Genomic DNA, 22,221 nt, shown 5'->3' on the forward strand with positions numbered 1-22,221 from the left:
TCCAATATTTAACGTGCCCCTGGCCGGACTTGAACCAGCATGCTTTTGCAAGCAACAGATTTTGAGTCTGCCGTGTCTACCATTCCACCACAGGGGCATTAAGTTTTAATGCTATAGGCAACACGGAATTAGTCAAATTTTTTTGCCTTTACATCTTTCAAATGAGGACTAAATATTCTACAATAATCAACAGTTACTCTCAAAACTTAAAATGAATGAATTAGCCAATCTCCTCAGTTCAAGAAGTGTAGATAAGGAAATATGTAAATTACCGCATAATTTAGAAGCTGAACAGATGCTTATTGGTGCAATGATTCGTGATAATAGAATCTGTGATGCAGTTGAAGACACAATTACAGCAGAAAATTTCTATGATCCACTGCATCAAAGTATTTTTACGCAAATATCTAAAACCAGGAAACACGGTATAGTTGCCAATGAACTGAGCCTCAAAATGTTTTTTGAGAACGACCAAGCGTTTACCGAGTGTGGCGGGGTAGAGTACTTAGCAAAGCTTGCAGCGAAGGCAAGTATTGCACTTGATATTTATAGTTTGACTAGAATAATCCGTGATACTTACTTAAGGAGATGTTTAATCAAGCTCGGGCAAGAAATAGTTGGTGATAGCTACAACTACGATATTGAAAATCCTGCACAGGCGCAAATTGAACAAGCAATGACAAAATTGTTCAATTTGGCAGTAAAAAAACAAGGTGAGAAAACATATATAAAACTTGCAAGTTCAATTAAAGATGTAGTTGAGAAGATCAGCACACTGAAAAATAATCCAGAAGCGCTAGGCGTTACAACCGGACTTCAAGATCTAAATCAGCTTCTTGGTGGTCTACAAAAATCTGATTTATTAATTTTAGCTGCAAGGCCTTCTATGGGTAAAACAGCATTGGCGCTAAACATCGCACTTAATGCTTGTAAGATGTTGCAAAAAAGAGCAGATAAGCAACACTATGTAGCGTTTTTCTCGCTTGAAATGTCAGCAGAGCAATTAACTGCAAGGCTGATCACTATAGATTCAGGGATTAGTTATTATAAGGCATTAACCGGGAGAATTAGTGATTTTGAATTGCATGAATTTATCAATACTAGTACAGAATTATCTGAACTGCCTTTCATCATAGATGACACCCCTGCGCTATCAATTAGTGCCCTTCGCACCAGAATACGCTTGCTGTATCAATTATATAATGTAGAAGTGGTATTCATTGATTATTTGCAGCTAATCAGAGGAACAACAAAAAGGAGTAATGAAAATAGAGTGCAAGAAATCTCGGAAGTGACGCAGGGTTTGAAAGCAATTGCAAAGGAGCTAAATATTCCCATTGTTGCACTATCTCAGCTCTCTCGTTCTGTTGAGCAGAGGGATGATAAAAAACCACAACTTTCTGATTTACGTGATTCAGGGAGCATAGAGCAAGACGCAGATATAGTAATGTTTCTCTATAGAGAAGAATACTACGAATTGAGAAAGCAACCAAGTGAAGGAAACAATAAACATCGGGAATGGCAAGAGAAAATGGAGAAAATTAGAAATATTGCAGAGCTTGTTATTGCAAAGCAGAGGAACGGGCCAATTGGCAGTGTGAAGCTATATTTTGACTCTAACAGAGGTGCATTTAAAGATTACACGGAAAGGCATAGTTCATAGCTTGACAGCAATCTTCTTGTTCCCAAGTTTATCAATTATTTTTTTTATGTAAAGATAGCTTGACAACTTCTTAAAAATCCTTTTATAATGGTATTATATTTTATAATACGTGAGATGATGAATAAAAACAATGTACCCTATTATATAGCTGGAACTCTGGCTGCTTTAACTTTATTAGCATCTGGAGTGTTTGCTGCAGCTCCTTATATTGGTTTCTTAGCTCCAGTTGCAGCATTAAGTGTTGGCCTTCCATTTATTATTGGTGGTGCTGTATTTTCTGCTGTAGCTATTGCACTTTCGTATCAAGCAATTAGTGAGAACAAAACAAATTCTGAGTTAAAAAATAAAATGAAAGCTCAAGAGCAAACAATTTCTGGGCAAAAAACTCAACTAGCTAAAAAAGAAGCGGAAGTAAAAGCTAAAGAGGAAGAAAATTCTAAGTTAAAAAATAAAGTAGAAGCTCAAGAGGAAGAAAATTCTAAGTTAAAAGATCAAGTACGCACTCAAAAGCAGAAAAGTTCTGAGCAAAAAACTCAACTAGCTGAAAAAAATAAAAAGATAGAAGAAGACAAATTAAAAGTGGCAATTGCTGATGGCACTGTTCAGCTTGCAAAAGGAACAGTTAATAGCGCTGTTTGGTTTGCAAAAGAAGCAGTTAATGGTGTCTTGTATTCTGGCAAATATGCTTACGATAATTATGTGCCATCAACTGAGTCTACAAAAGGAACACTTAGTGGTATTGGAGGTGGCTTGAAAAATACTTATGATGCGTCAATTGCATCTGTAAGAGGAGCACTTAACAGCGTTGGAAGCAGCTTGTACAGTAGGATTTATGGTACTAAGGTTTCTAGTCCGGAAGAGCAGTTTAAGCGTGAAGATGGATCTAAACCTAGCATGCAAGAACTAACTCGTTTGGATTATTTAAATCTTGAGGTTCTTTCCAGTGAGCAAAAGCAACGAGCTAATAGTTTGGATTATTTAAATATTGATAACGTTCCTAAGCAACCTGATTATTTAAATGTTGATGCTGCTAAAAGTTATTTAATGAGTCTTTCTGAGGATCAGGATGTATTTTATGATGCAGAATCTGGTGATGAAAAAGGTACTGAGATTTCTAGCCCAGAAAGTCAGCCAACTAAAGAAGAAAATGGTCAAGGCTGGTTTGCATGGAGCCTAGGAAAGGTTAAGTCGGCAATTACTGAAGTAGTAGTGATAGGTGCTGATGTTACTAAACCATATTGTGCTAAAGTAACTAAGGCACTTGCCACCTAACTTGAATATGTAGACAGCGGTGTGCACCGTCGTTAACTAAAGATAATCCCATCCAGGAGAAATAGTTTTTACACTATTTCTCCTCTTTAGCATCAACCCTCAAAAAAACCGGCGTAGGTTTAGGCAATGTTATGCCTGAACTTACGCACGCGTCGCACAAAGATTTTAAATCTCGTTGTTCTTTCGGAATTTGCAGTTGATTTAGTATCATCTCTGCTGACTTGGGAACGATTGGCTGCAATAAAATGCCTATTATCCTGATATATTCCAGTAACTTGTAAATTACTAAATTCATGCGCTCTCTGTCAGTTTTGCTTAGTGTCCAGGGTGCACTTTTGTCTATGTAGGCATTTGCTTCAGAAGAGATGTTGATGATTAGAAGTATGATATGGTTAAATTCATACTTTGATAGGTGATTCATCACTTGATCGAGTATAGCTTTGCAACCTGGAAGACTTTCTTCACCTTTAAGTAGGCTTTGATCGATTGTTGGTACAATTCCAGAACATTGCTTGTGTAAAAATGAAATTGTTCTTTGTACTAAATTGCCTATGTTGTTTGCCAGTTCTGAATTTATCCGGCTGATCATATTTTTCTTACTAAAGTTGCCATCTTGGCCGAAGCTTGCTTCCCTGAGGAGAAAATAGCGTAGCTGATCAACACCAAACTCTTGAGCGAGGCCAATTGGATCTATGACATTACCAAGGGACTTGGATATTTTCTCTCCCTCGTTCAACCACCAACCATGAACTGCAATTTGTTTTGGCAGTGGCAGGTCTGCTGCAAGGAGAATCGCTGGCCAATATACAGCATGAAAGCGCAATATGTCTTTACCGATTACATGAACGTTGAAAGAGTTGTCAGCTAGGTTTGCAGCGCTTGACACTGGAATCTGCGTTTTCCCTTGGTTTGGTGTCATTCCAGTGCTTGACACTGGAATCTGTGTTTCTGGTTCTGCCCAAAACCTCTTATATTCCTCACCTTCAGTACTAGGGAAACCTATTGATGTAAGATAATTGGTTAATGCATCTATCCAGACATAGATTACGTGTTTGTCATTACCTGGTACTTTTATTCCCCAGTTAAAACTAGTGCGAGAGATTGAGAGGTCAATGAGCCCTGATCTTACAAACGATATCACTTCATTTCTTCTGCTCTCAGGAAAGATAAAACTTGGCTGATTTTTATAGAGTTCCAGTAATTTTTCTTGCCAGTTTGATAAGCGAAAAAAGTAACTCTCTTCTTTTATCCACTGGACCTCAGCACCTGTTGGTGCTTTGCCATCTATCAGCTCTGACTCCTGATAAAATGCTTCATCACGAACTGAATACCAACCCGAATAGGAATCCAAATATATTTGCCCTCTCTCTTCAAGTCTATTCCATAAAGCTATAACTGCTTTTTTGTGACGTTCCTCCGTAGTGCGAATAAAATCGTCATACTCAAAATTCATGAACTTAGCCAATTCTTTAAATGAAACGCTCACTTCATCTGTAAATTCTTTTGGCTGCATTTCCTTTGCTTTAGCTGCTTTTTCTATTTTTTGTCCATGTTCATCTGTACCAGTGGTAAATTTGACATTTTTCCCAGCTAGTTTCATGAACCTTGCCACCACGTCACACAAGAGAGAAGTGTATGCATGACCAATATGCGGCTTATCGTTTACGTAATATACTGGCGTGGTGATGTAAAAGTTCTCGAATTGTTCCATGGTTTAGCATTTTGATAAAAATCAACTGAGTTAATTATAGTATTAAAAAGGCAGTAATAAATAAATATTGATTGGGTTAAGCATAATTTTTGAAAAAAGCTATTTACTGAAATTTTATTAAAATAAGAAACAATCAGGCATGATTATTGAAAGAACAATGAGAAATTTTCTTGTAATTCTATTTATAGTTTTCTATGCATTTGATGCACACGCTGATGGAGCAACAGATGTAATGTGTAATGTAATAGGTTACGTTCATGGAATAGGTGGACCAATGATTACAGTGGTAATAATTGGTTCAAGCTTACTTGCAATATTTGGCAGAATGCCTTGGCCTGCACTTTTCGCACTGGGTATGTTTGTTGCTGTGTTTTTTGGTGCTCCTCAAATTGTAACAAAGGTAACAGAAAAAGAAGTTTGTTGTCTTTTTAAAGGTCAAACCTTGGAGAATGGAAAGTGTGTTGCTGCTCCTGGATATGAACGTGTAGGTACAGGTTATGCTTGTCGTTCCGGTTGGGCGCTAACTAATAAAGGCTACTGTATAAAAGCTGGCCAAGATCCTTCAAAGTATTGGAAGTGAAAATGGTGCTTTTATAGAGTTAAATCTAACAAACCGCAGAGTATATAATTAACATCCACGCCTTTAGTTAGATTCCACTCACGCTTTATTACGTTGTACTCCATGCCAGCCATGTTTTGCAGCGTTACATTATTTTCTCTTAAGTGATTTGCAATTTCTGACGGCTTGAGAAATTTATTCCAGTTATGTGTACCTTTTGGCAGCCAATTTAATATGTACTCTGCACCAATTATTGCAAGACAAAAGGATTTAATAGTTCTATTTATTGTGGATATAAAGATTAACCCCTCCGGTTTTAGCAGTTCTATCGCTTTTTTCATGAAAAGCTCTAAATTATCCACATGTTCAACTACTTCCATCAGCAGAACCACGTCGTACTTCTTGTCATTGCTTAGCTCTTCAATGCTGGTGTGTATATATTCTATATTTAACCCTACTTTTTTTGCATGTGAATGCGCTACTTTTATGTTTTCTTCACATACATCTATTCCCACAACGTTAATGCCAACGCGTGCCATTGACTCTGACAAAATGCCACCACCGCATCCAACATCAAGCAATGATAATTCTTTCAAATTGCATTTTTTTAACTCTTTTATTTTCTCAATAATGTAAGATACTCTAACAGGATTCATTATGTGCAATGGTTTGAATTTGCCGTTCTCATCCCACCACTGGCCTGCCATTTTAGCGAATTTTGATATTTCATCTTCGTTATAAGTTTTTGTTTTTTTTTTCTTAGAGGTTATATTGCTGAGTTTATCAAGGCGTTTTTTATGTCTGCTTTCTTTTGAAAATTCTGTTTCGAGGAATTGTTTGACTATGTCTTTTGCTAATCCACTCGCAGTAAATCCTGCACCAAGACACAGTACATTTGCGTTGCCATGCTCGCGAGCTAATTTTGCGATCTCAACACTGTTACATAAAGCAGCGTAGATTCCTTCAAAACGATTTGCCACAGTACTCATGCCCAAACCTGTACCACAAATTAATATCCCATAATTTGCTTTTTTGCTTGTTATATCTTCTACAACTTTAACAGCATAGTTTGGGTAATCTACACACTTTTGCTTAGCAGTGCAGCCTTGATCTACTACTCTGTAACCTAGGGCTTCCAGGTAAGGTTTTATTTCTGATTTTAATTCATAACCAGCATGATCTGAGGCAATTGATACTATACCTAACATATAAGAAATAAGGACATTTTATATGGGTTTGAACTTTCTGTCAAGTCATTCAATGCTTCTGACCTTTTGGGAGTTCTAAAGCTATAGCTAAGGTTTTCCTACGTCATACCGCAATTCATTCCACAACTGTACGAACATTGTGATTTGAGAATAATCTCCGCCAGGAAGGGTGTCATCCCAGTGCTTTGGCACTGAGATCCAGAAAACTTAATTTTAAATAAGTACACCAGATAGCTGTATAATAAGAACTGGATTCCAGTGTCAAGCACTGGAATGACACCTTCTGTATAAATATTAAGAAATTTACCAAACGAAAAAAAAGGCAAAAGAAGCCCCGTGGTTGGCTAATTACTTACATTATACTTTCAAGTATGGCGTTTTTTTATTCTAAACACTTAATAACCGCGATTTAGCTGCTTTTAAGCCGCAACTAATCTAAATTATAAACGTTAAGAAATTTACTAAACAGAAAAAAAGGCAAAAGAAACCCTAGGGTAGCTAGTTATTCACTATCCATTTTTTAAGTTGGCGTTTTTTAATGTTTTAAATGCTTTATAAGCGTATTTCAGCTTGTGTAGGTCAAAACCCGGAAATTTGATAAAGACATAAGGTGCACATAGTGCAAAAAATTAAACATGAGACGCCAGATACGTTGAGTTTTTTTGTCATTTAATCTGTGCAGAGAAGATAAATAAATAGCTTCAGTTTCATGATAAGGGCGCTGGCGAGGTTTGTCAAGGAAGTTTTTTGTTTCTGTGGGCTACCTGGATGACAGGATTGCTCTTGAATTTGTATAGCTACATTGTCGGTAAATCCAAATTGCTTTAGTTATAGAAATAAATTTCGAGTCAGATGTGTATAAATTCTATATAATTTTTATCCTACTACTAATTTAACAAGATGGATCATATAGATATTATAAAATCAAAATTATTATTATCCGACCTAGTAGGTAAAAAAGTCAGATTAATAAAAAGAGGAGATAGTTTTGTTGGGCTCTGTCCATTTCATAACGAAAAAACCCCATCTTTTTCGGTGAGCAATACTAAGGGGTTATATTACTGTTTTGGTTGCTTGGCTAGTGGTGATGCATTTGAATTTATTTCACAAACTGAAGGATTAAGCTTTAAAGAAGCATTGGAAAAATTAGCATCGGTTACAGGTGTTGAACTGCCCAAAAATCTTAGTATTACAAAAGAGGACAATAAACTATTTTTAGCGCTTGATTTAGCTGCAAATTGGTTTGCACAAAAAAATCAAGGTGTTGTAGATTATTTAAAGCAGCGTAAGATTTTACCTAAAATCATAGATAAATTTAAGATAGGTTATGCACCAAGCTCTGGTTTGAAAGAGTATTTAAACTCTTCAGGTATTGAAGACAAAATTTTAATTGATATTGGATTAGTAAACAAAAATTTTCATGATTATTTTTATGACCGGCTGATATTTCCTATACAGAGCATTGCAGGGAGAGTTATTGGTTTTGGCGGACGTGCGCTAAGTTCTGAGCAACAGCCGAAATATTTAAACAGTCCAGAGAGTCAGCTCTTCAAGAAGAGGGAGAATTTATACGGATTAAACTTTGCTTTAAGCGAAATACGTAAAAAACAGCACATACTCGTTGTTGAAGGATATATGGACGCTATAGCGCTACATCAAGCGGGAATTAGTAATGCAGTTGCTCCGCTTGGTACCGCAATTTCTGCAGAACAGATAAAAAATCTATGGAGATTTGCTAAAGAAATCTCCATCTGTATGGATGGCGATAGTGCTGGACGTCATGCTGCTACTCGAGTTGCAGAACTTGCTCTGCTAATATTAGAGCCTGGATACACGTTAAAGTTTGTGACTTTGCCGAGTAATAAAGATCCATACGATATATGTAACGAACTGGAATACAAGAAAGAAGACGTGTTGACTGCTCTTGACCATTCAACAAAACTGCATTCTGAATATTTATGGCATCACATAATCGATAGCAATTTGCAAAATTATGAAAAACTTGCTCCGGAAAAATATTCAATTCTTGAGCACAAGTTCATGGAATATGTAAATACTATTAGCAACAGCAGTATTAGAAGGTATTACAGAGATTATTTTTACAATAAGGCTAGTGAACTAAGAAGTAGCTTCAAAAAACAGATTTTTAATAGTAAAACTAGAGCAACAAAAGGTGAGTATCTTCATAACAAGTCTCCAGAGCTAATTGAAGCAGAGCAAAATCAGGCCGTAATTTTGCGTATAGCCGTAGAATTTCCTGAAATCTTGAACCGTCCTATATTTTTTGAGCAATTTTCTCATTTTGAATTTACTAATGAGATGAAAAGATTACAACAGCGTATAATTGATGTAATAAGTAACAAAAGCAACCTCGATAAAGAGGCTTTGTTACAAGAATTGAAACAGTTTAACGTTATAAAGTATGTATTTGAAAAAACTAGTGTACTAAATAGCCAACTGAACGAGAGAAAATCTGCAGAAATTGTGTGGAATAATATAGTGTTACTAAAAGAGTTAAATGCATTACGAAAAGAAAGAACCGAAGCGAGGCTGAGCGGTAATCTTGACTTAGAGGAAAGGTTGATAGAACAAATAAAGCAAATAGAAAGCAGTATACAAGAAATGCAAATGGAGTTTATTGAAAAGTAGATATCGTCTCGTTAGTCAACAAGAAAATTACAAAATAAGACAATATTTTACATAAGATTGAAATTTTTAACTAATTAAGCCTTCCTCTAACAGCTTTGCCCTGTAGTTTTTGATATGGTTAGGATCACTTGAAAATGTATAATTTTTGTAGTTAGCTCTGCTGTGCATATAAAGTTTACTATTGACTTTTATCACATTATCTCACATTATCTCACATAATATGCATGTGAGAAGAATATGAACTGGAAGAATTTTCGTCTTAGTACGCGTCTCAACCTAGAAGGGCCTGTAATTGAGCAAGTGTACGAGTTAATTACTGCAGTTGATAGTGTTAAAAATAGCTGGCAGATAACGAAAAAACTACTACCACAAACAATTGAAAGATTAACTCATTCAGTTATTGTTACATCTTCTGGCGCTTCTAACCGTATTGAAGGAAATCGTCTAACCGATAAAGAAGTTGAGGATCTATATAAAAACCTACGTGTCAAAAAATTTAAAAATAGAGATGAGCAAGAAATTGCTGGCTACTTAGAAATGCTTACACTAATATTTCATGATTATACGGATATTCCAATTAGTGAGTCATCAATATTGCACATTAACAACCAGATGCTACTTTATAGTGAAAAAGATTTGTATCATAGAGGAAAATACAAAGCAAGTTCTAATAGAGTTGAGGCAAAAGATCAGAATGGAAAAGTTGTTGGTATAATTTTTGATCCCACACCACCTTACCTTGTTAGAAAGGAAGTACAAGAGCTTATTGATTGGTATCACTGGTCCTTAAATAATAAATTTAAGCATCCTCTTATTATTATTGCTAACTTTGTTTTTGAGTATCTGGCAATACACCCTTTTCAAGATGGGAATGGCAGAACTAGTAGATTGATGACTAATTTAATGCTGTTGCAGCAGGGTTATGATTTTGTATCTATTGTATCACATGAAAAGATAATTGAAACTAACAAACTTGATTACTATTTAGCGCTTAATAAAACACAAAGTAGCTGGAAAAGTGGCAAAGAAGATATTTCCCCGTGGTTAATATTTTTTCTTAATGTACTCAAAACGCAAGCAAATGAGGCGCATTATATTCTTGAGAGGGAGAATACTGAATATTTATTATCAAGAAAACAATTGTTCTTCTGGGAATGGGCACTTAGCCTTGCAGATAAAGAATTTAGTAGAAAAGATGCTATAGAAGCTCTAGGATTTCCTCCAAGAACAGTAGAGGCAATTACAAAGAAACTGCTAGGGATGAAATACTTACAGCGTCTTGGAGAAGGCAAAGCCACTAGATATAAAGTTATTATTTAAAAGTTTTAGTATGTTTTTCGAGATTTTTTTAAATCCAGTCTTATGCACAACTTTGTTTGCAATTTTATTCGATTAAAAATTGCATTTTAGCAATAAAAAACTTACTTATTGTAGGAAAATCTTGTGTTTGTTCTCATATAAAACTATTTATGGAGTGACAATGGTACATGTATTATACTTACATTTCTGATTCGAAAATTTATGCAGTTGTTTCTAACAAGATTGATCAACAAATTCTATTGTTTAAAGATGAGAAATAAAGTAATCATCATTTCCAGTATTGCTTTTATTCTACTGTTTTTTATCAGCAGTGCATTTTTAAAAAAAGATCAGGCGGTTCATAGCGATAATGCAACTAGTAGCTTTTCAGTAAAAACTCAAGAATGTGCGCCGCAAAACCGCACTATATATTTAAATTTTTCTGGTACAGTAAATCCCTTACATAGAGCTAGCCTTGTCTCAAAAATAAGTGGTAAGATTATTGCTATTTATTTACCTGATGGTGAAAAGGTAAAAAGAGATGATGTAGTGTTAAAGATAGAAGATTATGACAGGATTGAGCAAGCTCAGAAAGCCAAAGCTTTATTAAAGCAGCGTGAAATTGAGTATGATTCCTCTCACAAACTGAATAAAAAAGGCTATGGGGCACAAATACAAGTAGAAGCAGCTTTTACTGCGTTACAAAGTGCAAAAGCTGACCTAAAAAGGCTAGAATTGGATTTAGAAAATACTGCAGTCACATCTCCTATAGATGGTTATATTGATAAAATCAATGCAAACGAAGGGGATTTTGTTAATGCTGGGCAAAAAATAGCTGACGTGGTTAATTTCGATCAAATTCTTGTAGTGTTATACGTTTCGGAAAATGAAGTAAATAAAATAGAGCTAGGCAGCACAGCTCAAATTAATTTGCTGGACGGAAAAGAATTGGCAGGTGAAGTAAGTTTTATTAGTAAAATTGCTGAGCCTAAAACTGGGTCTTATAGGGTAGAAGTAAAGGTAACTAATAATAAAATGATATCCTTGCAGGGACTAACTGCCAACGTAAGGCTACCTTCAGGCGAAAGATTTGCATATAAAGTTCCTTCTTCAGCCCTGAGCTTAAGTGACGAGGGTGCTCTTGGAATAAAGATTGTTGATGACAATAATTATGTAGTATTTGCACCAATAGAAATTGTTGATCATGAGAGCGATGGGGTTTGGATAGTAGCAAATAACGAAGATAAACCCATAAAGTTAATAGTATTGGGCCACCTATTTGTTAAGCCTGGTGATAAGGTTTAAGACATAAGATCCTTTGACCTTACCCAGAAAAAGTGGAGAGAAAGTGTGGAATGTTTTTTACAAAAAGAATGATGCATCAAATTGTTCTGGAATGCAATAGTTAATAGTGACGTTGTTTGTTATAAAAAATTTCTATGTATTCAAATATTGCAGTTCTAGTTTGTTGAGCAGAGTGTTGTGAAGTATCAATAAGTATTTCTCTTTTCAATGAGCTAAAGAAGCTTTCTGCAACAGAATTGTCGTAACAACAGCCTTTATTACTCATCTATATTCTTTACAGCTAAGAGATATTGATACCCTTGCGCAGTATATTGTGAACCTTGGTCACTGTGCAGCAGTAGATTTTTAACAGGTTTACGCCTATTAATGGCCATTAATAAAGAGTTCATAACCAATTGTTTATTTATTGCACTACTCATTAACTACCATACGTGAGAATTATTGCTGCCAAATATAGCCATCCCTCCTTGGTTTTGATGTAAGTAATCCCATACTTTATTTGGTTGATCAACAATAAAGTTTTGATCTAGTATATTGGGAGCTACAGCTCTATTATCTGTTTGTTGTTTTTTAATTTTAAACTTTCTTCTCAGTATAGCCCTGATGTCATTTTTCTGCATAATACTTTGCACCGTTTTCAAATTGCAACTTTTACCCAAAGCCTTCAATTCAGCATGAATTTTAGGAGCTCCATATCTACATTTAGAAACTTGATATATTTTTTGAATAGCTTCGAGTAGCTCTTTATTTGCTGATTCTCTACTGCTTATTTTTCTTGTGGTCCACTTATAGTAGCCACTAGCAGAAAATCCTACATAATTCCTGTACTTTATAGCAGTTACTATATAAAAAAATATTTTACTCTTTTTGACTGGCCAGGGCTTTTTTTTAAATGTCTCTTTCCCTTGTTACTCTTGCTTTGTAAATCAAACCTCTCTTTGTCATAAGGTGCTACATCTGGAAATGCATTTGCCGCTGACTTTTTTTCGTTATATTTCTTCATCCATTTTCCTAATACACTATCCCTTATTCCTAGATCTCTTGCTACTTTTGCAACTGGTTGACCTACCTTTCTTTGTTCATTTGCCAGTTTAACAGCTTCCAATTTGAATTCTGCTGTATATTCTCTTACCATTTCTAATCCTCCAAAATTTTATTTTACCCAAAAAAACTCTTTTCTTTCTCTCCACTTTTTCTGGGTAAGGTCACTACTGCTATTCCACGTCAAGAACAACCATAAGTTCATTAGGGTTCACATAACCTAAAGCATTTTTTGCTTGCTCATCAAGCAGATCTAAATCTAAGCTTTTTTCATATAAGCCAAATACTTTGTTGTCCAACTTTTCCTTTTCAGAAGAGACATCCTTTAGCAAAAGTTTATTGTACTCGATTTCTTTTTTTAAATCGATTAACGTCAATAAGCCACGTTTACCTGTAATTGTGCTAATGCTGAAATATAATGTAAGGGAAGAAATGAGTAAGGCTGCGCTTAAACACAGTAATTTTTGCTTCTTTTTAGATATAAGCACCGTACTTTCACATATAAAAAATATATAACATGAAAAGGTGAACAAAAAGCTAAGAACCTTGACGCGCTTTACACCTTGGCTTTACCTTATTTATAATGTAAATCTTACCACCCCTTTTCACAACTTTACAATTTTTATCTCTGTTACGATGAGATTTTAGCGACCCTTTGACTTTCATATCTATAGTAAGAATTAAATTACTTTACATTATAATCACTTATCAAGAGTTAGTCAATTGATAACATTTTATTAAAATATTGTATAATTGTTGCTGATACTTCTTCGATCGACTTTTGCGTGACATCGATAATTGGCCAGTTATTCTGTTTAAAGAGCTCCTCTGCTTCTTTAATTTCCTTTTCTACTTTCTCAGGGTTAGCATATATATTATTATCTTCGTTGTTAATTGAAGTAAGTCTATTTTTGCGTATTTCTATTAGCCTACTTACGTCTATTGTTACCCCTATCGTTAGTTTATTTTTTAATTTTGCCAAGTCAACATAAAAGGGTACTCCACTAACAAAAGGAATATTTGCAACTTTATAGCCTCGGTAAGCTAAATACGTACTGGTGGGAGATTTTGATGTACGTGAAACTCCAACCAAAATTATATCTGCTTTATCAATATCTTGAATATTTTGTCCATCATCATGATTAATAGTGTAGTTTATTGCCTCAATGCGCTGAAAATATTCGTTATTTATCTCAGTATGCAAGTCAAGCTTTTCGTCTTTTTCAATTTCAAGATAAGACGAAATTTCTCTAATAATATGTGATAATATTGCTCTATAGGGAATTTTCAACTTTATACAGTTATCTTTTAGATATTTTCTTAGCTCATCATCAGTAATAGTGCATATAACAAAATTATGCTCATCACTTTTCCTATTAATTTCCTCCAGAATTTTGTCAATCTGCTCTTCTCCTTTTACAAAAGACCAAACATATTCGATCGTTTCTACAGAACGAAAGTGTTTCAGAGCTGATTTTGCAACTGATATAACAGTTTCACCACTTGAATCTGATACTAAGTGTAGATTAAGCTTTTTAAGGGTCATATACTAAAAATAATAGCTAGCAATCTGCTACTGAAATTATGCTAATTTGTTGACCTACGTAAATATAGAAAAACTATCCTGTTGATAAAACTCAAACTAATTGGTAAATTCTTAACACAATTATTCTCAAAACGAATGTTTTTATTAAAGCCTACAAATTTCTCTTATTTTTCTAAGAAAGCTCTACCTTGGCTTGGGGTTATTTGTTTCGCATGTTTTTTAATTGGAATGTCTTTGGCGTTATTCTTCTCTCCAGAAGATTATAAACAAGGAGAAATTGTACGAATCATGTACATTCATGTGCCTTCTGCATGGCTTGCTCTTGGAATATATGGATTAATTGCATCACTTGGTTTCATTTCATTGGTATGGAACAATAGCATTGCTAGTGTCTTGGCACATGCTGCTGCTCCTGCAGGGACAGTCTTTTCGGCAATATGCTTAATCACAGGCAGCATCTGGGGAAAAGGAACCTGGGGCACTTGGTGGGTATGGGATGCAAGGCTTACTTCAATGCTGATTTTATTTTTCCTATATGTTGGCTACCTTTCATTGTGGAGCGCTTTTGATAATGAAGCGAGGGCAGAAAAATCAGCAGCAGTATTTGCCATCTTTAGTGCTATAAATATTCCTATAGTAAAATTTTCCGTGAATTTATGGTCCACTCTCCATCAGCCAGCAAGCATTTTGAGAAAAGGTGGAATAGCAATAGAAAGTTCCCTGCTGTTGCCACTGGTTGCAATGTTTATGTTTTGTGCCACATTTTTTTTAGTAGTGTGGATACTGTATTCACTTTACTTAATTAATTTATATAAGATAAAGAGAGAAATCAGTATGCGGTATTAGGCCGAGAGATGAAAATAGAACACACCACATCACCAAGTAGCAAAGACATTGAATTCCTACTCAAAAAGATTAATGAAGAAACCGTTGATAAAGGTACGTGTAACCCATTTGCTTTTTTTATTCGCGATGATACTGAACAAATTATTGTAGGTTGTAGCGGTTTTGTTATCTATGGTTCAATTTACACTGACTTGCTTTGGGTGCACTCTGATTATAGAAGAAAAGGTATGGGAAAGCAGCTAATGGAAGAAGTTCATGATTATGGTCGTGAGATGCACTGTAAAATAGCAACCGTTGCAACCATGAATTTTCAAAAAGCGAAAGTATTTTATGAAAAGCTTGGGTATAAGTGTGATCTTGTACGTCCAGGGTATGTTAACATGTATATTTTTGAAGAAAGTGTTGTGAGATGCACTGTAAAATAGCAACCGTTGTAACCATGAACTCTAAAATATTTAAAGAGCCTACTAATATCTTTAAGGTAAATGTTCATGTGATTCCGCAGAATAATTCTGTTTTTTGATTCTATCTGTCCATTTATCATTTTCTATATCTTGTTTGTTGGTTGCTTTTTTTTCTTGCTCAACAATTGCCTTATCTATCTCCTTATGAATTGCATCAATTGCATTAATCGCACCTCCTTTTTTGTATACTTCGCTTTTCCCTTCAATAATTAACTTAATAAAAGTATTTACAACAGACTGCACTTGATTATGATTAACCTGACCTTTTGTCAAAGAAGGTAAAGAGCCTAATTCCATCAATACTTCTGGTGCTGTTTTATCTTGAGTGGAAAGTCCTAAATTATCTGCTACTTTACTTATTAATAACTCTCTGTGTTCTTTATTATCTTCCAATTTAGCATAATCACTCAATAGATCTATAACGGTAGATACTCTGACTTCAACAACATCATCAACATCTTCATCTTCTAGAGCAACTCCTGACCCCAATAACCTCTCTCTGAGATTTTCGCTTAAAAGATTGATAAATTCTTCATTTGCATCTGATCCTGTGGTTGATATTGTACCATCTAAATAGTTACTTTGAGCACCGAAGCCATGCTCTATTTGTATTTTTGTCTCAGGTTTAAATCCTAATTTTGCACAGAATTTCTGAAAATATTCTTTAATAATGTCAAACAAGCTCTTGCCATTATCTTTATAATTTTTTAACTCTTTAGGAATAGTAAGTGACAATTTACCATCTCTGTATGTTACAAAGTCTTCACCATTGTGAGATTCAATTGTAAATTCCAATGAACTAGACAGATTACATATCTTATCGCCATGCATAACTTGATTTTTAACAGAGAGTATTGGTAGCCTCATATCAGATCTAATTCTCACATTATTTTGGTTAGCACAATCAATATTTATTACTTTTTTAGGATTTTCTACTATGAACGACTGTCCAAGTGCAAGTTGGGTTTGTATAAATGGAGCAGCCTCATACCCTGCTTGATTACAATTGGTAACTAGCTCTTCTAAAATAGCATCACTTGGAACTTCTGCCCCAGCGTATCTGAACATTTTTTTGAAAACTTCTTTTGCAAAGGAACGGTAATCCTTGTTTTCATCTTTCTCTGTTGGTAATAGATGGATATACCTTTGGCCAGCATTGTAAAATTCTTCAAATTCTTTCTTATATGAATCGGTTTTTTGATGATTGGCAGTTTTGGAATTTTCACAGTGATTTTTCCATAGCTCACCCAATGCATTACTTACAAGCTCTTTCTCAATATCTTCGAGTACTGAAGCAACAAAAGCTTTGCCATGATCCGTATCTATTTCTCTTGTTCCTTTTTTGTTAAATATTTCGTCATTATATATATCATCACTATTAAAAAGTTCGCTTTTGCGGTGCTTAGCTCCTTCCTTAAATGCAATAATAAGATTTTTATCTATTTCTTTTCCGTTAATAATAAAATTCATCCTTTGAAAATCTAAGAACATTGTTTCACCGGAATTCGCTAATTTATTATCTTGATCTGCTCTTAATTTACTAAAATTGAACTCTTTAGCTGTGGCCTTTAATCTAACTACTGGACTCTTATTATTTTTTCCTTTTGTCTCTTTCATAAATAACACCTTACTGTAAATATGCTGTAAGTTATATCATATAATGATGAATAATTTGGTAATATATTAAGAAAATCGACAGTATATTTCTTTATTTAAGGGGTGTAGGAAAGGCGTAGATTTCTCTTTCCATTTGTAGCGTACTGCATTAATATTTATGTATTAATCTAGAAAATAATGATGAATAACATTGTAATTGTTGGTCTGCAATGGGGTGACGAAGGCAAGGGTAAAATAGTAGATTATCTTTCTGAGAATGCAGATGTAGTTGTGAGATTTCAGGGAGGAAATAATGCAGGGCACACTATAGTAGTAGATGATGAGGTTTATAAATTAAATTTACTGCCCTCTGCTGTTTTGAGGCCAGGCAAAATATCTATCATAGGAAATGGCGTTGCTCTTGATCCACACGCTCTAATCTCAGAAATAGAGTCATTGAAAGTTAAAGGAGTAGACGTAAACTATAACAACTTGATGGTATCCGAGAGCTGTCCATTAATACTTAGCATACATAAGGACAAGGAAAAGCTATTTGAAGATTTAAATGGAAATCACAAAATTGGTACAACAAACAAAGGGATAGGGCCATGTTATGAAGATAAAGTTGGAAGGAGAGCTATACGCCTTTGTGACTTAGAAAACGCAGATGAGCTCAATAAAAGAGTGGATACTCTTTTGAATTACCACAATGCTATCAGGAAAGGCCTTAACTACCAGGTGGTTAAAAAAGAAGAAATATTAAAGGAAATTCAAGAGATTTCAGAAAAAATTCTTTCATATAAAAAACCTGTGTGGAAGATATTAAATGACTTGATGAAAGAAGGTAAGAAAATAATATTTGAAGGTGCCCAAGGCGCATTTTTAGATATCGACCACGGAACTTACCCTTTTGTTACTTCAAGTAATACTGTAGCATCGCAAGCAATAACAGGCTCAGGGTTATCCTCCAATGCTTACATTATTGGTGTGGTAAAAGCTTATACAACAAGAGTGGGCAATGGCCCATTTCCTACTGAGCAGAAAAATGAAGTAGGAGATAGCTTGTTTACTATAGGTAAGGAACTTGGAACAGTGAGCAATAGAAGAAGGCGTTGCGGATGGTTCGATGCAGTTTTAGTGCGCCAGGCCGTACAACTCTCTGGAGTTTCAAGCATTGTATTAACCAAATTAGATGTGCTTAATTCTTTTGATACAATTAAAATATGCACTGGTTACAAGTATAGCGGAAAAATGTATGATTATTTACCCGCATCGCATTCAATACAAGGGGAATTAGAGCCAATATATGAAGAGTTTCCTGGCTGGAAAGAAAACACTCAAGGTAAAAGGTCGATTGAAACATTGCCTATCAATTTAATAAAATATATAGAAGGGTTAGAAAAATTAATAGGTGTACCAATTCATCTAATCTCAACTAGTCCAAAGAGAGAGGATGTTATTAAGCTTAAAGATTTCTGAAAACGTCTTTGTATCTTAGAGCCTGTACGTAATCTCAAAAAAGAGATAAAGTGAGAGGATAAAGTATATAAAGTAGGATATGCGAAGTTTATAACCAAGTGACATAAGTCGAGAAAAGTTTGAGATTATTGTAGCAGATCTGGAATCTTGCAGAAAGAAGACAAAACCAAGAACACTTGATTTACATGATATATTTTGTGGAGTGTTATACGTGTTAAAAAGTGGTTGCCAGTGGAGAATGGTATCAAAAGAGTTCCCAAAATGGCGCAATTGTTACGACTATTTTAAGAAGTGGAGTGAAAAACCAGATGTAAATAAAGAAAGTGTTCTGGAGCTGGTATTAAAAAAAAATAATTGCGACAAAACAATGGTCGGAAAAGCTTCTGCATAATTGATGCACAGAGTATAAAAAATGCAGATACTGCTGAAGCTATGATGCAGGCAAGAAGATTTCAGGGCCGTATTGCAGTAGATACGCAAGCATGCAATTTATACAACAACAGCAGAGATAACTGACCGTAGCAGTGCTGTGAGAATGGTCGAAAATGCAAAAGAAAACCTCTCGGGAGTTAAAAATGTACTGGTTGATGCAGGCTATACTGGAGAGAATTTTGTAACTCAAATAAAAACGATTATTGGTGCAACCGTTGAAGTGATCAAAAGAAATGAATTACGTTCCTTTGTTGTATTGCCCAAAAGATGGGTTGTGGAGCGATCTTTTGCTTGGTTAGAAAAATGTAGAAGATTGTGGAAAAATTGTGAGCGAAAACTCAATACTAGCCTACAAATGGTAGTTCTGGCTTTCACTGCCTTACTTCTGAAAAAATTATGAACAGGCTCTTACTAACTCTTATCTAATAAAAAAAATACTTGTGTAACTTCGAATAGTCTATTATGCAAGACAACAGTATAAACATGTAGTAAGAAATGTATAATGAAAAATAAAAGCTCAAGTTTAACACTTGCAGTTATTTTTACACAATTAAGTAATCATAAAAGTTAGTGTAGGGCGAGGTTATACAGTTTGATTTCTTTTAATATATGTTAATTGGTATAATATAAATATAGTTAAGGAGGTGTATTATGATTGGAAGTTTGGCTAAAGAAGAAAAAACAGCAGAGGCAGGAAAAACAGGTGATCAACTTGAAAAGTGTATTGGACCAACTTCACTGAATAGGGAGGTTTATTACTCTACGCTTATCTACTATACATTAAAAGAGTTATATTCACAATTAGGTGATATCTCTTATGCTAATAAAACAAGATCAGAAAAAGAAATAATCAATTTTTATGTTCTACCTCAATTTGCACGTTTTAAAGAAATTATTGATGAAGATATAAAAAAAGATCCTTCGTTTGCAAATTCTGCTATTGTAAAGTTTTGCTCCTCAATTATAAAAAATAACAAATTACTTAAAGAATTAGAAGAAGTTAGTATTCCTGCCAAAAACTCTAGTGTAAAGGCAAGGGTAAGCTTTCAACTAAAAAATCTGAAAGAAAAGGTGTGGTTCTTAGGAAAACTAAAGGAAAAAAAGAATTTCACTTACGTGCAGAGGGCTTTTGGGGATAAGTGGAGTTTTTATGACCTAATAAATGATGGAGATTTTAAAAAAACGTACATAGATAAAGCAGTAACAGAGTCTGCTAATAAGAGCTTTAAGGAAGATATAGATAAATGCATAAAGTTGGCAGAGCAGGGAAAAGAAGCTGCAAGTAAATATCTTGGAGAGAAAGGCGTAGAGTTTCGAGCTTATTACACAGAAACTGATAACACTCATAGAGTTTTGAATATCAATCTTATTAATTACAATAGAAGTGAGCAAACCAGGATTAGTGACATTTTACAGCAAGAGAAAGATATTAAAGAGCTGAATATCTATTGCAATAAAAAACATGAAATACACTCTCATCGGAAAGGTAAGGAAAGATATTATGAATTTAAAGAGGGCGCATATTATGAAATGAAAAGCACTTGGCCTGTAAAGGATGGATCCGAAATGTGTACCATGATTATGAATGTGAGTAGCGATGGCATAACTGAAGTACTAAAATTTAATGATGAAGATTTTGTGCTATCGGATGAGATCTTAGAATTAATAAAGCAAAACGATGAATTATATATTCAAGGTCTCTCCTTATATGATGCTGTACTAGAAAAAGGTAAGGCTGCTGATGTTGTACCTACTGCTAATAATAATTTTCAAAATGAGTCTATAGCGGCCTATCGCGAGGAACCAGAGGGGGAATTAGACCCTAAAGTTGATGCTGACAATAGCCTTCCTCCTTCTATTAATAGCAATGCATCAACTCAAACGGAAGTCAATTTACAACACACTGAAACTCAAACAGAAGTTGCTTCACAACAAATCGAAACTAAAACGGAAGTCAATTTACAGCACACTGGAACTCAGACAGAATTTGCTTCACAACAAATGGATGAATTGATTTTAAATAATCAGATGCTGTCCGAAAAAAACGTTGAATTGAAGCAAGAAATGTCAAATTTGAAAAAAGAAGCTGTTGAATTGAAGCAAAAAATAGAAGCAGGGTTGCAAGTGATAAATAAAAAGCACCATGAATTAATACAAGAAAATCAGCGACTACAGGAGAAACTAGAAACAACCCAAGCAGAAGCTAATCAAACAATTGTAAAGTTAGAGAAGCAGAATAGCAATTTACAAGACAGGTTTGAAAAAGAGGAGCAAAAAAACACGGAATTGCAAACTGAACTGGCACAAAAAAATGAAGAATTAGCAGGTGTGTTAAAAGAGCTACAAGGGAAAGCACAAGAACTTAAAGGTGTATATGAAGAAAAAAGAAAGCTAAAGGAAGAGCTGAAAATTGTTAATGCAGGAAAGAAGAATTTGGAAAAAGAGCTAAATCAAGCACGAGAAGATGCGGAACAGATAATGGTTGAACGACGCCAGCAGAAAGAGCGCTTGAAAGATCAGCTAAGAGAATTAGATCAGGAATATAAGGTACAAGTAGAAATTGAGCAAAAGATTAAAGAATCAGATAGGCAGGATAGCGATTTACAAGATACACTTGGAGAAGAGAGACTAAAACTCAACATTGAAGAACTAGAAAACGAGTACGAGGAATTTCCAGGAGATAAGGTGCTTACACTTGAACTCACTAAAGATGAAGATAAAGTCGAAGAGTTAAGAAACGAGCTAGAGCGTGAGAAAGAAAAGTGTAAACAATTATTAGAAGAAGAAAATGAATGGGGTGATGAATTGGTAGGAATGCTTGATGGACTGGAAGAAAAAATTCGTGCTGATGAACAAAGGAGCTTCAACAATCAATTAACGGGAGAAATTTCTAATGAGTCTGGTAATGCTCCACGACAGAAGAAAAGGTTATCCAAATCTTCAAGCGTTGATAATGAGTCTTATGTTCCACTGAGAGAGAAGACAACATTACTCAGATCTTTAAGCGTTGATAGTGGACTTGATAGCGATGAAGAAAATTGTGATAATGATTTATCTTTCAACATAAGTCCTATAAGTTCTATTGAGAAGGTGGCAGAGAGTAGAAACGTAGGTAGGGTATCATTGTGAAGATGGTTGGGGTTAAGTTGCA

Annotated in this window: 20 protein-coding genes, 1 tRNA gene and 2 pseudogenes; 12 read left to right on the forward strand and 11 right to left on the reverse strand. The window is 34.7% G+C overall.

Features of this window, described 5'->3' with window-relative positions; genetic code table 11:
- Positions 1-14: 14 nt before the first annotated feature.
- A tRNA-Leu gene (locus tag ACFEL3_RS02155) sits at positions 15-97 on the reverse strand.
- 114 nt (positions 98-211) lie between these two features.
- Here ACFEL3_RS02155 and ACFEL3_RS02160 point away from each other — a divergent pair.
- Positions 212-1,663, forward strand: a complete 1,452-nt coding sequence (locus tag ACFEL3_RS02160; protein ID WP_010962532.1) for a replicative DNA helicase — start codon at positions 212-214, stop codon at positions 1,661-1,663.
- Positions 1,664-1,750: 87 nt separating this feature from the next.
- Positions 1,751-2,935 carry a hypothetical protein gene (locus ACFEL3_RS02165; RefSeq protein WP_265041286.1) on the forward strand — a complete coding sequence of 395 codons (1,185 nt, stop codon included), beginning with the start codon at positions 1,751-1,753 and terminating at the stop codon, positions 2,933-2,935.
- 73 nt (positions 2,936-3,008) lie between these two features.
- Here the strand turns inward: ACFEL3_RS02165 and metG are convergent, their stop codons facing one another.
- Entirely contained in the window at positions 3,009-4,646 is a 1,638-nt protein-coding gene (metG, locus tag ACFEL3_RS02170) for a methionine--tRNA ligase (protein ID WP_038228048.1), read from the reverse strand.
- 139 nt (positions 4,647-4,785) lie between these two features.
- On the opposite strand from metG, the gene ACFEL3_RS02175 reads away from it, so the two are divergent.
- The gene (locus ACFEL3_RS02175) at positions 4,786-5,226 is read left to right on the forward strand and encodes a TrbC/VirB2 family protein (protein ID WP_010082521.1); all 441 of its coding nucleotides are present in this window, start codon (positions 4,786-4,788) and stop codon (positions 5,224-5,226) included.
- 11 nt (positions 5,227-5,237) lie between these two features.
- On the opposite strand, the gene ubiG is transcribed toward ACFEL3_RS02175, so the two are convergent.
- The gene (gene ubiG / locus ACFEL3_RS02180) at positions 5,238-6,413 is read right to left on the reverse strand and encodes a bifunctional 2-polyprenyl-6-hydroxyphenol methylase/3-demethylubiquinol 3-O-methyltransferase UbiG (protein WP_010962529.1); all 1,176 of its coding nucleotides are present in this window, start codon (positions 6,411-6,413) and stop codon (positions 5,238-5,240) included.
- Positions 6,414-6,608: 195 nt separating this feature from the next.
- Between ubiG and ACFEL3_RS02185 the strand changes: the two are divergent.
- The 4 genes and pseudogenes from ACFEL3_RS02185 to ACFEL3_RS02200 all read left to right on the forward strand — a co-directional run.
- A pseudogene (locus ACFEL3_RS02185) lies at positions 6,609-6,695 on the forward strand (WPE palindromic element domain-containing protein); the annotation flags it as partial.
- A gap of 618 nt (positions 6,696-7,313) precedes the next feature.
- On the forward strand, positions 7,314-9,062 hold the full coding sequence (gene dnaG, locus ACFEL3_RS02190) for a DNA primase (RefSeq protein WP_010082533.1): 1,749 nt from the start codon (positions 7,314-7,316) through the stop codon (positions 9,060-9,062).
- A 237-nt stretch (positions 9,063-9,299) separates the two neighbouring features.
- A complete protein-coding gene (locus ACFEL3_RS02195) occupies positions 9,300-10,382 on the forward strand; it encodes a Fic family protein (RefSeq protein ID WP_010082532.1) in 1,083 nt (360 codons plus the stop codon).
- A gap of 201 nt (positions 10,383-10,583) precedes the next feature.
- Positions 10,584-11,666: an efflux RND transporter periplasmic adaptor subunit gene (locus tag ACFEL3_RS02200; RefSeq protein WP_010962527.1), complete on the forward strand. Its 1,083-nt coding sequence runs from the start codon at positions 10,584-10,586 to the stop codon at positions 11,664-11,666.
- 100 nt (positions 11,667-11,766) lie between these two features.
- Here ACFEL3_RS02200 and ACFEL3_RS02205 read toward each other — a convergent pair whose 3' ends face one another.
- The 7 genes from ACFEL3_RS02205 to ACFEL3_RS02235 form a co-directional block, all read right to left on the reverse strand.
- Positions 11,767-11,931 (reverse strand): IS3 family transposase, encoded by a 165-nt coding sequence (locus ACFEL3_RS02205; RefSeq protein ID WP_010082072.1) that lies wholly within the window; start codon positions 11,929-11,931, stop codon positions 11,767-11,769.
- Positions 11,924-12,055 (reverse strand): transposase family protein, encoded by a 132-nt coding sequence (locus ACFEL3_RS02210; RefSeq protein WP_167347065.1) that lies wholly within the window; start codon positions 12,053-12,055, stop codon positions 11,924-11,926. The genes ACFEL3_RS02205 and ACFEL3_RS02210 overlap by 8 nt, the downstream gene beginning before the upstream one ends.
- Before the next feature lie 33 nt (positions 12,056-12,088).
- The gene (locus tag ACFEL3_RS02215) at positions 12,089-12,523 is read right to left on the reverse strand and encodes an IS3 family transposase (protein ID WP_144078574.1); all 435 of its coding nucleotides are present in this window, start codon (positions 12,521-12,523) and stop codon (positions 12,089-12,091) included.
- A complete protein-coding gene (locus tag ACFEL3_RS02220) occupies positions 12,508-12,801 on the reverse strand; it encodes a transposase (RefSeq protein WP_007548709.1) in 294 nt (97 codons plus the stop codon). Before ACFEL3_RS02220 ends, ACFEL3_RS02215 begins: the two co-directional genes overlap by 16 nt.
- A 79-nt stretch (positions 12,802-12,880) precedes the next feature.
- Positions 12,881-13,195: an FtsB family cell division protein gene (locus ACFEL3_RS02225; RefSeq protein WP_010962526.1), complete on the reverse strand. Its 315-nt coding sequence runs from the start codon at positions 13,193-13,195 to the stop codon at positions 12,881-12,883.
- Between the two features lie 49 nt (positions 13,196-13,244).
- On the reverse strand, positions 13,245-13,373 hold the full coding sequence (gene ykgO / locus ACFEL3_RS02230; RefSeq protein ID WP_006279631.1) for a type B 50S ribosomal protein L36: 129 nt from the start codon (positions 13,371-13,373) through the stop codon (positions 13,245-13,247).
- A 49-nt stretch (positions 13,374-13,422) separates the two neighbouring features.
- On the reverse strand, positions 13,423-14,253 hold the full coding sequence (locus ACFEL3_RS02235) for a pyruvate, water dikinase regulatory protein (RefSeq protein WP_006280267.1): 831 nt from the start codon (positions 14,251-14,253) through the stop codon (positions 13,423-13,425).
- A 135-nt stretch (positions 14,254-14,388) separates the two neighbouring features.
- On the opposite strand from ACFEL3_RS02235, the gene ccmC reads away from it, so the two are divergent.
- Both ccmC and ACFEL3_RS02245 read left to right on the forward strand, forming a co-directional pair.
- Positions 14,389-15,099, forward strand: coding sequence for a heme ABC transporter permease CcmC (gene ccmC, locus ACFEL3_RS02240; RefSeq protein ID WP_010962525.1), 711 nt, complete (start codon positions 14,389-14,391; stop codon positions 15,097-15,099).
- 8 nt (positions 15,100-15,107) lie between these two features.
- A complete protein-coding gene (locus tag ACFEL3_RS02245) occupies positions 15,108-15,524 on the forward strand; it encodes a GNAT family N-acetyltransferase (RefSeq protein WP_083250453.1) in 417 nt (138 codons plus the stop codon).
- A 51-nt stretch (positions 15,525-15,575) separates the two neighbouring features.
- On the opposite strand, the gene ACFEL3_RS02250 is transcribed toward ACFEL3_RS02245, so the two are convergent.
- Positions 15,576-17,180, reverse strand: coding sequence for a hypothetical protein (locus ACFEL3_RS02250; RefSeq protein WP_174515883.1), 1,605 nt, complete (start codon positions 17,178-17,180; stop codon positions 15,576-15,578).
- A 180-nt stretch (positions 17,181-17,360) separates the two neighbouring features.
- Here ACFEL3_RS02250 and ACFEL3_RS02255 point away from each other — a divergent pair, with 180 nt between their 5' ends.
- From ACFEL3_RS02255 to ACFEL3_RS02265, 3 genes and pseudogenes are all read left to right on the forward strand, one after another.
- Complete coding sequence (locus ACFEL3_RS02255; RefSeq protein WP_070357042.1) at positions 17,361-18,638, forward strand: adenylosuccinate synthase; 1,278 nt, start codon at positions 17,361-17,363, stop codon at positions 18,636-18,638.
- A 103-nt stretch (positions 18,639-18,741) separates the two neighbouring features.
- Positions 18,742-19,470 (forward strand): annotated as a pseudogene (locus ACFEL3_RS02260) (IS5 family transposase).
- Positions 19,471-19,721: 251 nt separating this feature from the next.
- Positions 19,722-22,199 (forward strand): hypothetical protein, encoded by a 2,478-nt coding sequence (locus ACFEL3_RS02265; protein ID WP_208571758.1) that lies wholly within the window; start codon positions 19,722-19,724, stop codon positions 22,197-22,199.
- Positions 22,200-22,221 lie beyond the last annotated feature (22 nt).

It is taken from the genome of Wolbachia endosymbiont (group A) of Opomyza germinationis, assembly GCF_964264765.1.
GTDB classification, from domain to species: Bacteria; Pseudomonadota; Alphaproteobacteria; order Rickettsiales; family Anaplasmataceae; genus Wolbachia; species Wolbachia pipientis.

What these genes read in the sequence shown, in the direction of transcription:
- ACFEL3_RS02160 (WP_010962532.1), top strand. Translation starts at nt 212, where the DNA reads ATGAATGAATTAGCCAATCTCCTCAGTTCAAGAAGTGTAGATAAGGAA.
- ACFEL3_RS02165 (WP_265041286.1), top strand. Translation starts at nt 1,751, where the DNA reads ATGGTATTATATTTTATAATACGTGAGATGATGAATAAAAACAATGTA.
- metG (WP_038228048.1), bottom strand. Translation starts at nt 4,646, where the DNA reads ATGGAACAATTCGAGAACTTTTACATCACCACGCCAGTATATTACGTA.
- ACFEL3_RS02175 (WP_010082521.1), top strand. Translation starts at nt 4,786, where the DNA reads ATGATTATTGAAAGAACAATGAGAAATTTTCTTGTAATTCTATTTATA.
- ubiG (WP_010962529.1), bottom strand. Translation starts at nt 6,413, where the DNA reads ATGTTAGGTATAGTATCAATTGCCTCAGATCATGCTGGTTATGAATTA.
- dnaG (WP_010082533.1), top strand. Translation starts at nt 7,314, where the DNA reads ATGGATCATATAGATATTATAAAATCAAAATTATTATTATCCGACCTA.
- ACFEL3_RS02195 (WP_010082532.1), top strand. Translation starts at nt 9,300, where the DNA reads ATGAACTGGAAGAATTTTCGTCTTAGTACGCGTCTCAACCTAGAAGGG.
- ACFEL3_RS02200 (WP_010962527.1), top strand. Translation starts at nt 10,584, where the DNA reads ATGCAGTTGTTTCTAACAAGATTGATCAACAAATTCTATTGTTTAAAG.
- ACFEL3_RS02205 (WP_010082072.1), bottom strand. Translation starts at nt 11,931, where the DNA reads ATGAGTAATAAAGGCTGTTGTTACGACAATTCTGTTGCAGAAAGCTTC.
- ACFEL3_RS02210 (WP_167347065.1), bottom strand. Translation starts at nt 12,055, where the DNA reads ATGAACTCTTTATTAATGGCCATTAATAGGCGTAAACCTGTTAAAAAT.
- ACFEL3_RS02220 (WP_007548709.1), bottom strand. Translation starts at nt 12,801, where the DNA reads ATGGTAAGAGAATATACAGCAGAATTCAAATTGGAAGCTGTTAAACTG.
- ykgO (WP_006279631.1), bottom strand. Translation starts at nt 13,373, where the DNA reads ATGAAAGTCAAAGGGTCGCTAAAATCTCATCGTAACAGAGATAAAAAT.
- ACFEL3_RS02235 (WP_006280267.1), bottom strand. Translation starts at nt 14,253, where the DNA reads ATGACCCTTAAAAAGCTTAATCTACACTTAGTATCAGATTCAAGTGGT.
- ccmC (WP_010962525.1), top strand. Translation starts at nt 14,389, where the DNA reads ATGTTTTTATTAAAGCCTACAAATTTCTCTTATTTTTCTAAGAAAGCT.
- ACFEL3_RS02245 (WP_083250453.1), top strand. Translation starts at nt 15,108, where the DNA reads ATGAAAATAGAACACACCACATCACCAAGTAGCAAAGACATTGAATTC.
- ACFEL3_RS02250 (WP_174515883.1), bottom strand. Translation starts at nt 17,180, where the DNA reads ATGAAAGAGACAAAAGGAAAAAATAATAAGAGTCCAGTAGTTAGATTA.
- ACFEL3_RS02255 (WP_070357042.1), top strand. Translation starts at nt 17,361, where the DNA reads ATGAATAACATTGTAATTGTTGGTCTGCAATGGGGTGACGAAGGCAAG.
- ACFEL3_RS02265 (WP_208571758.1), top strand. Translation starts at nt 19,722, where the DNA reads ATGATTGGAAGTTTGGCTAAAGAAGAAAAAACAGCAGAGGCAGGAAAA.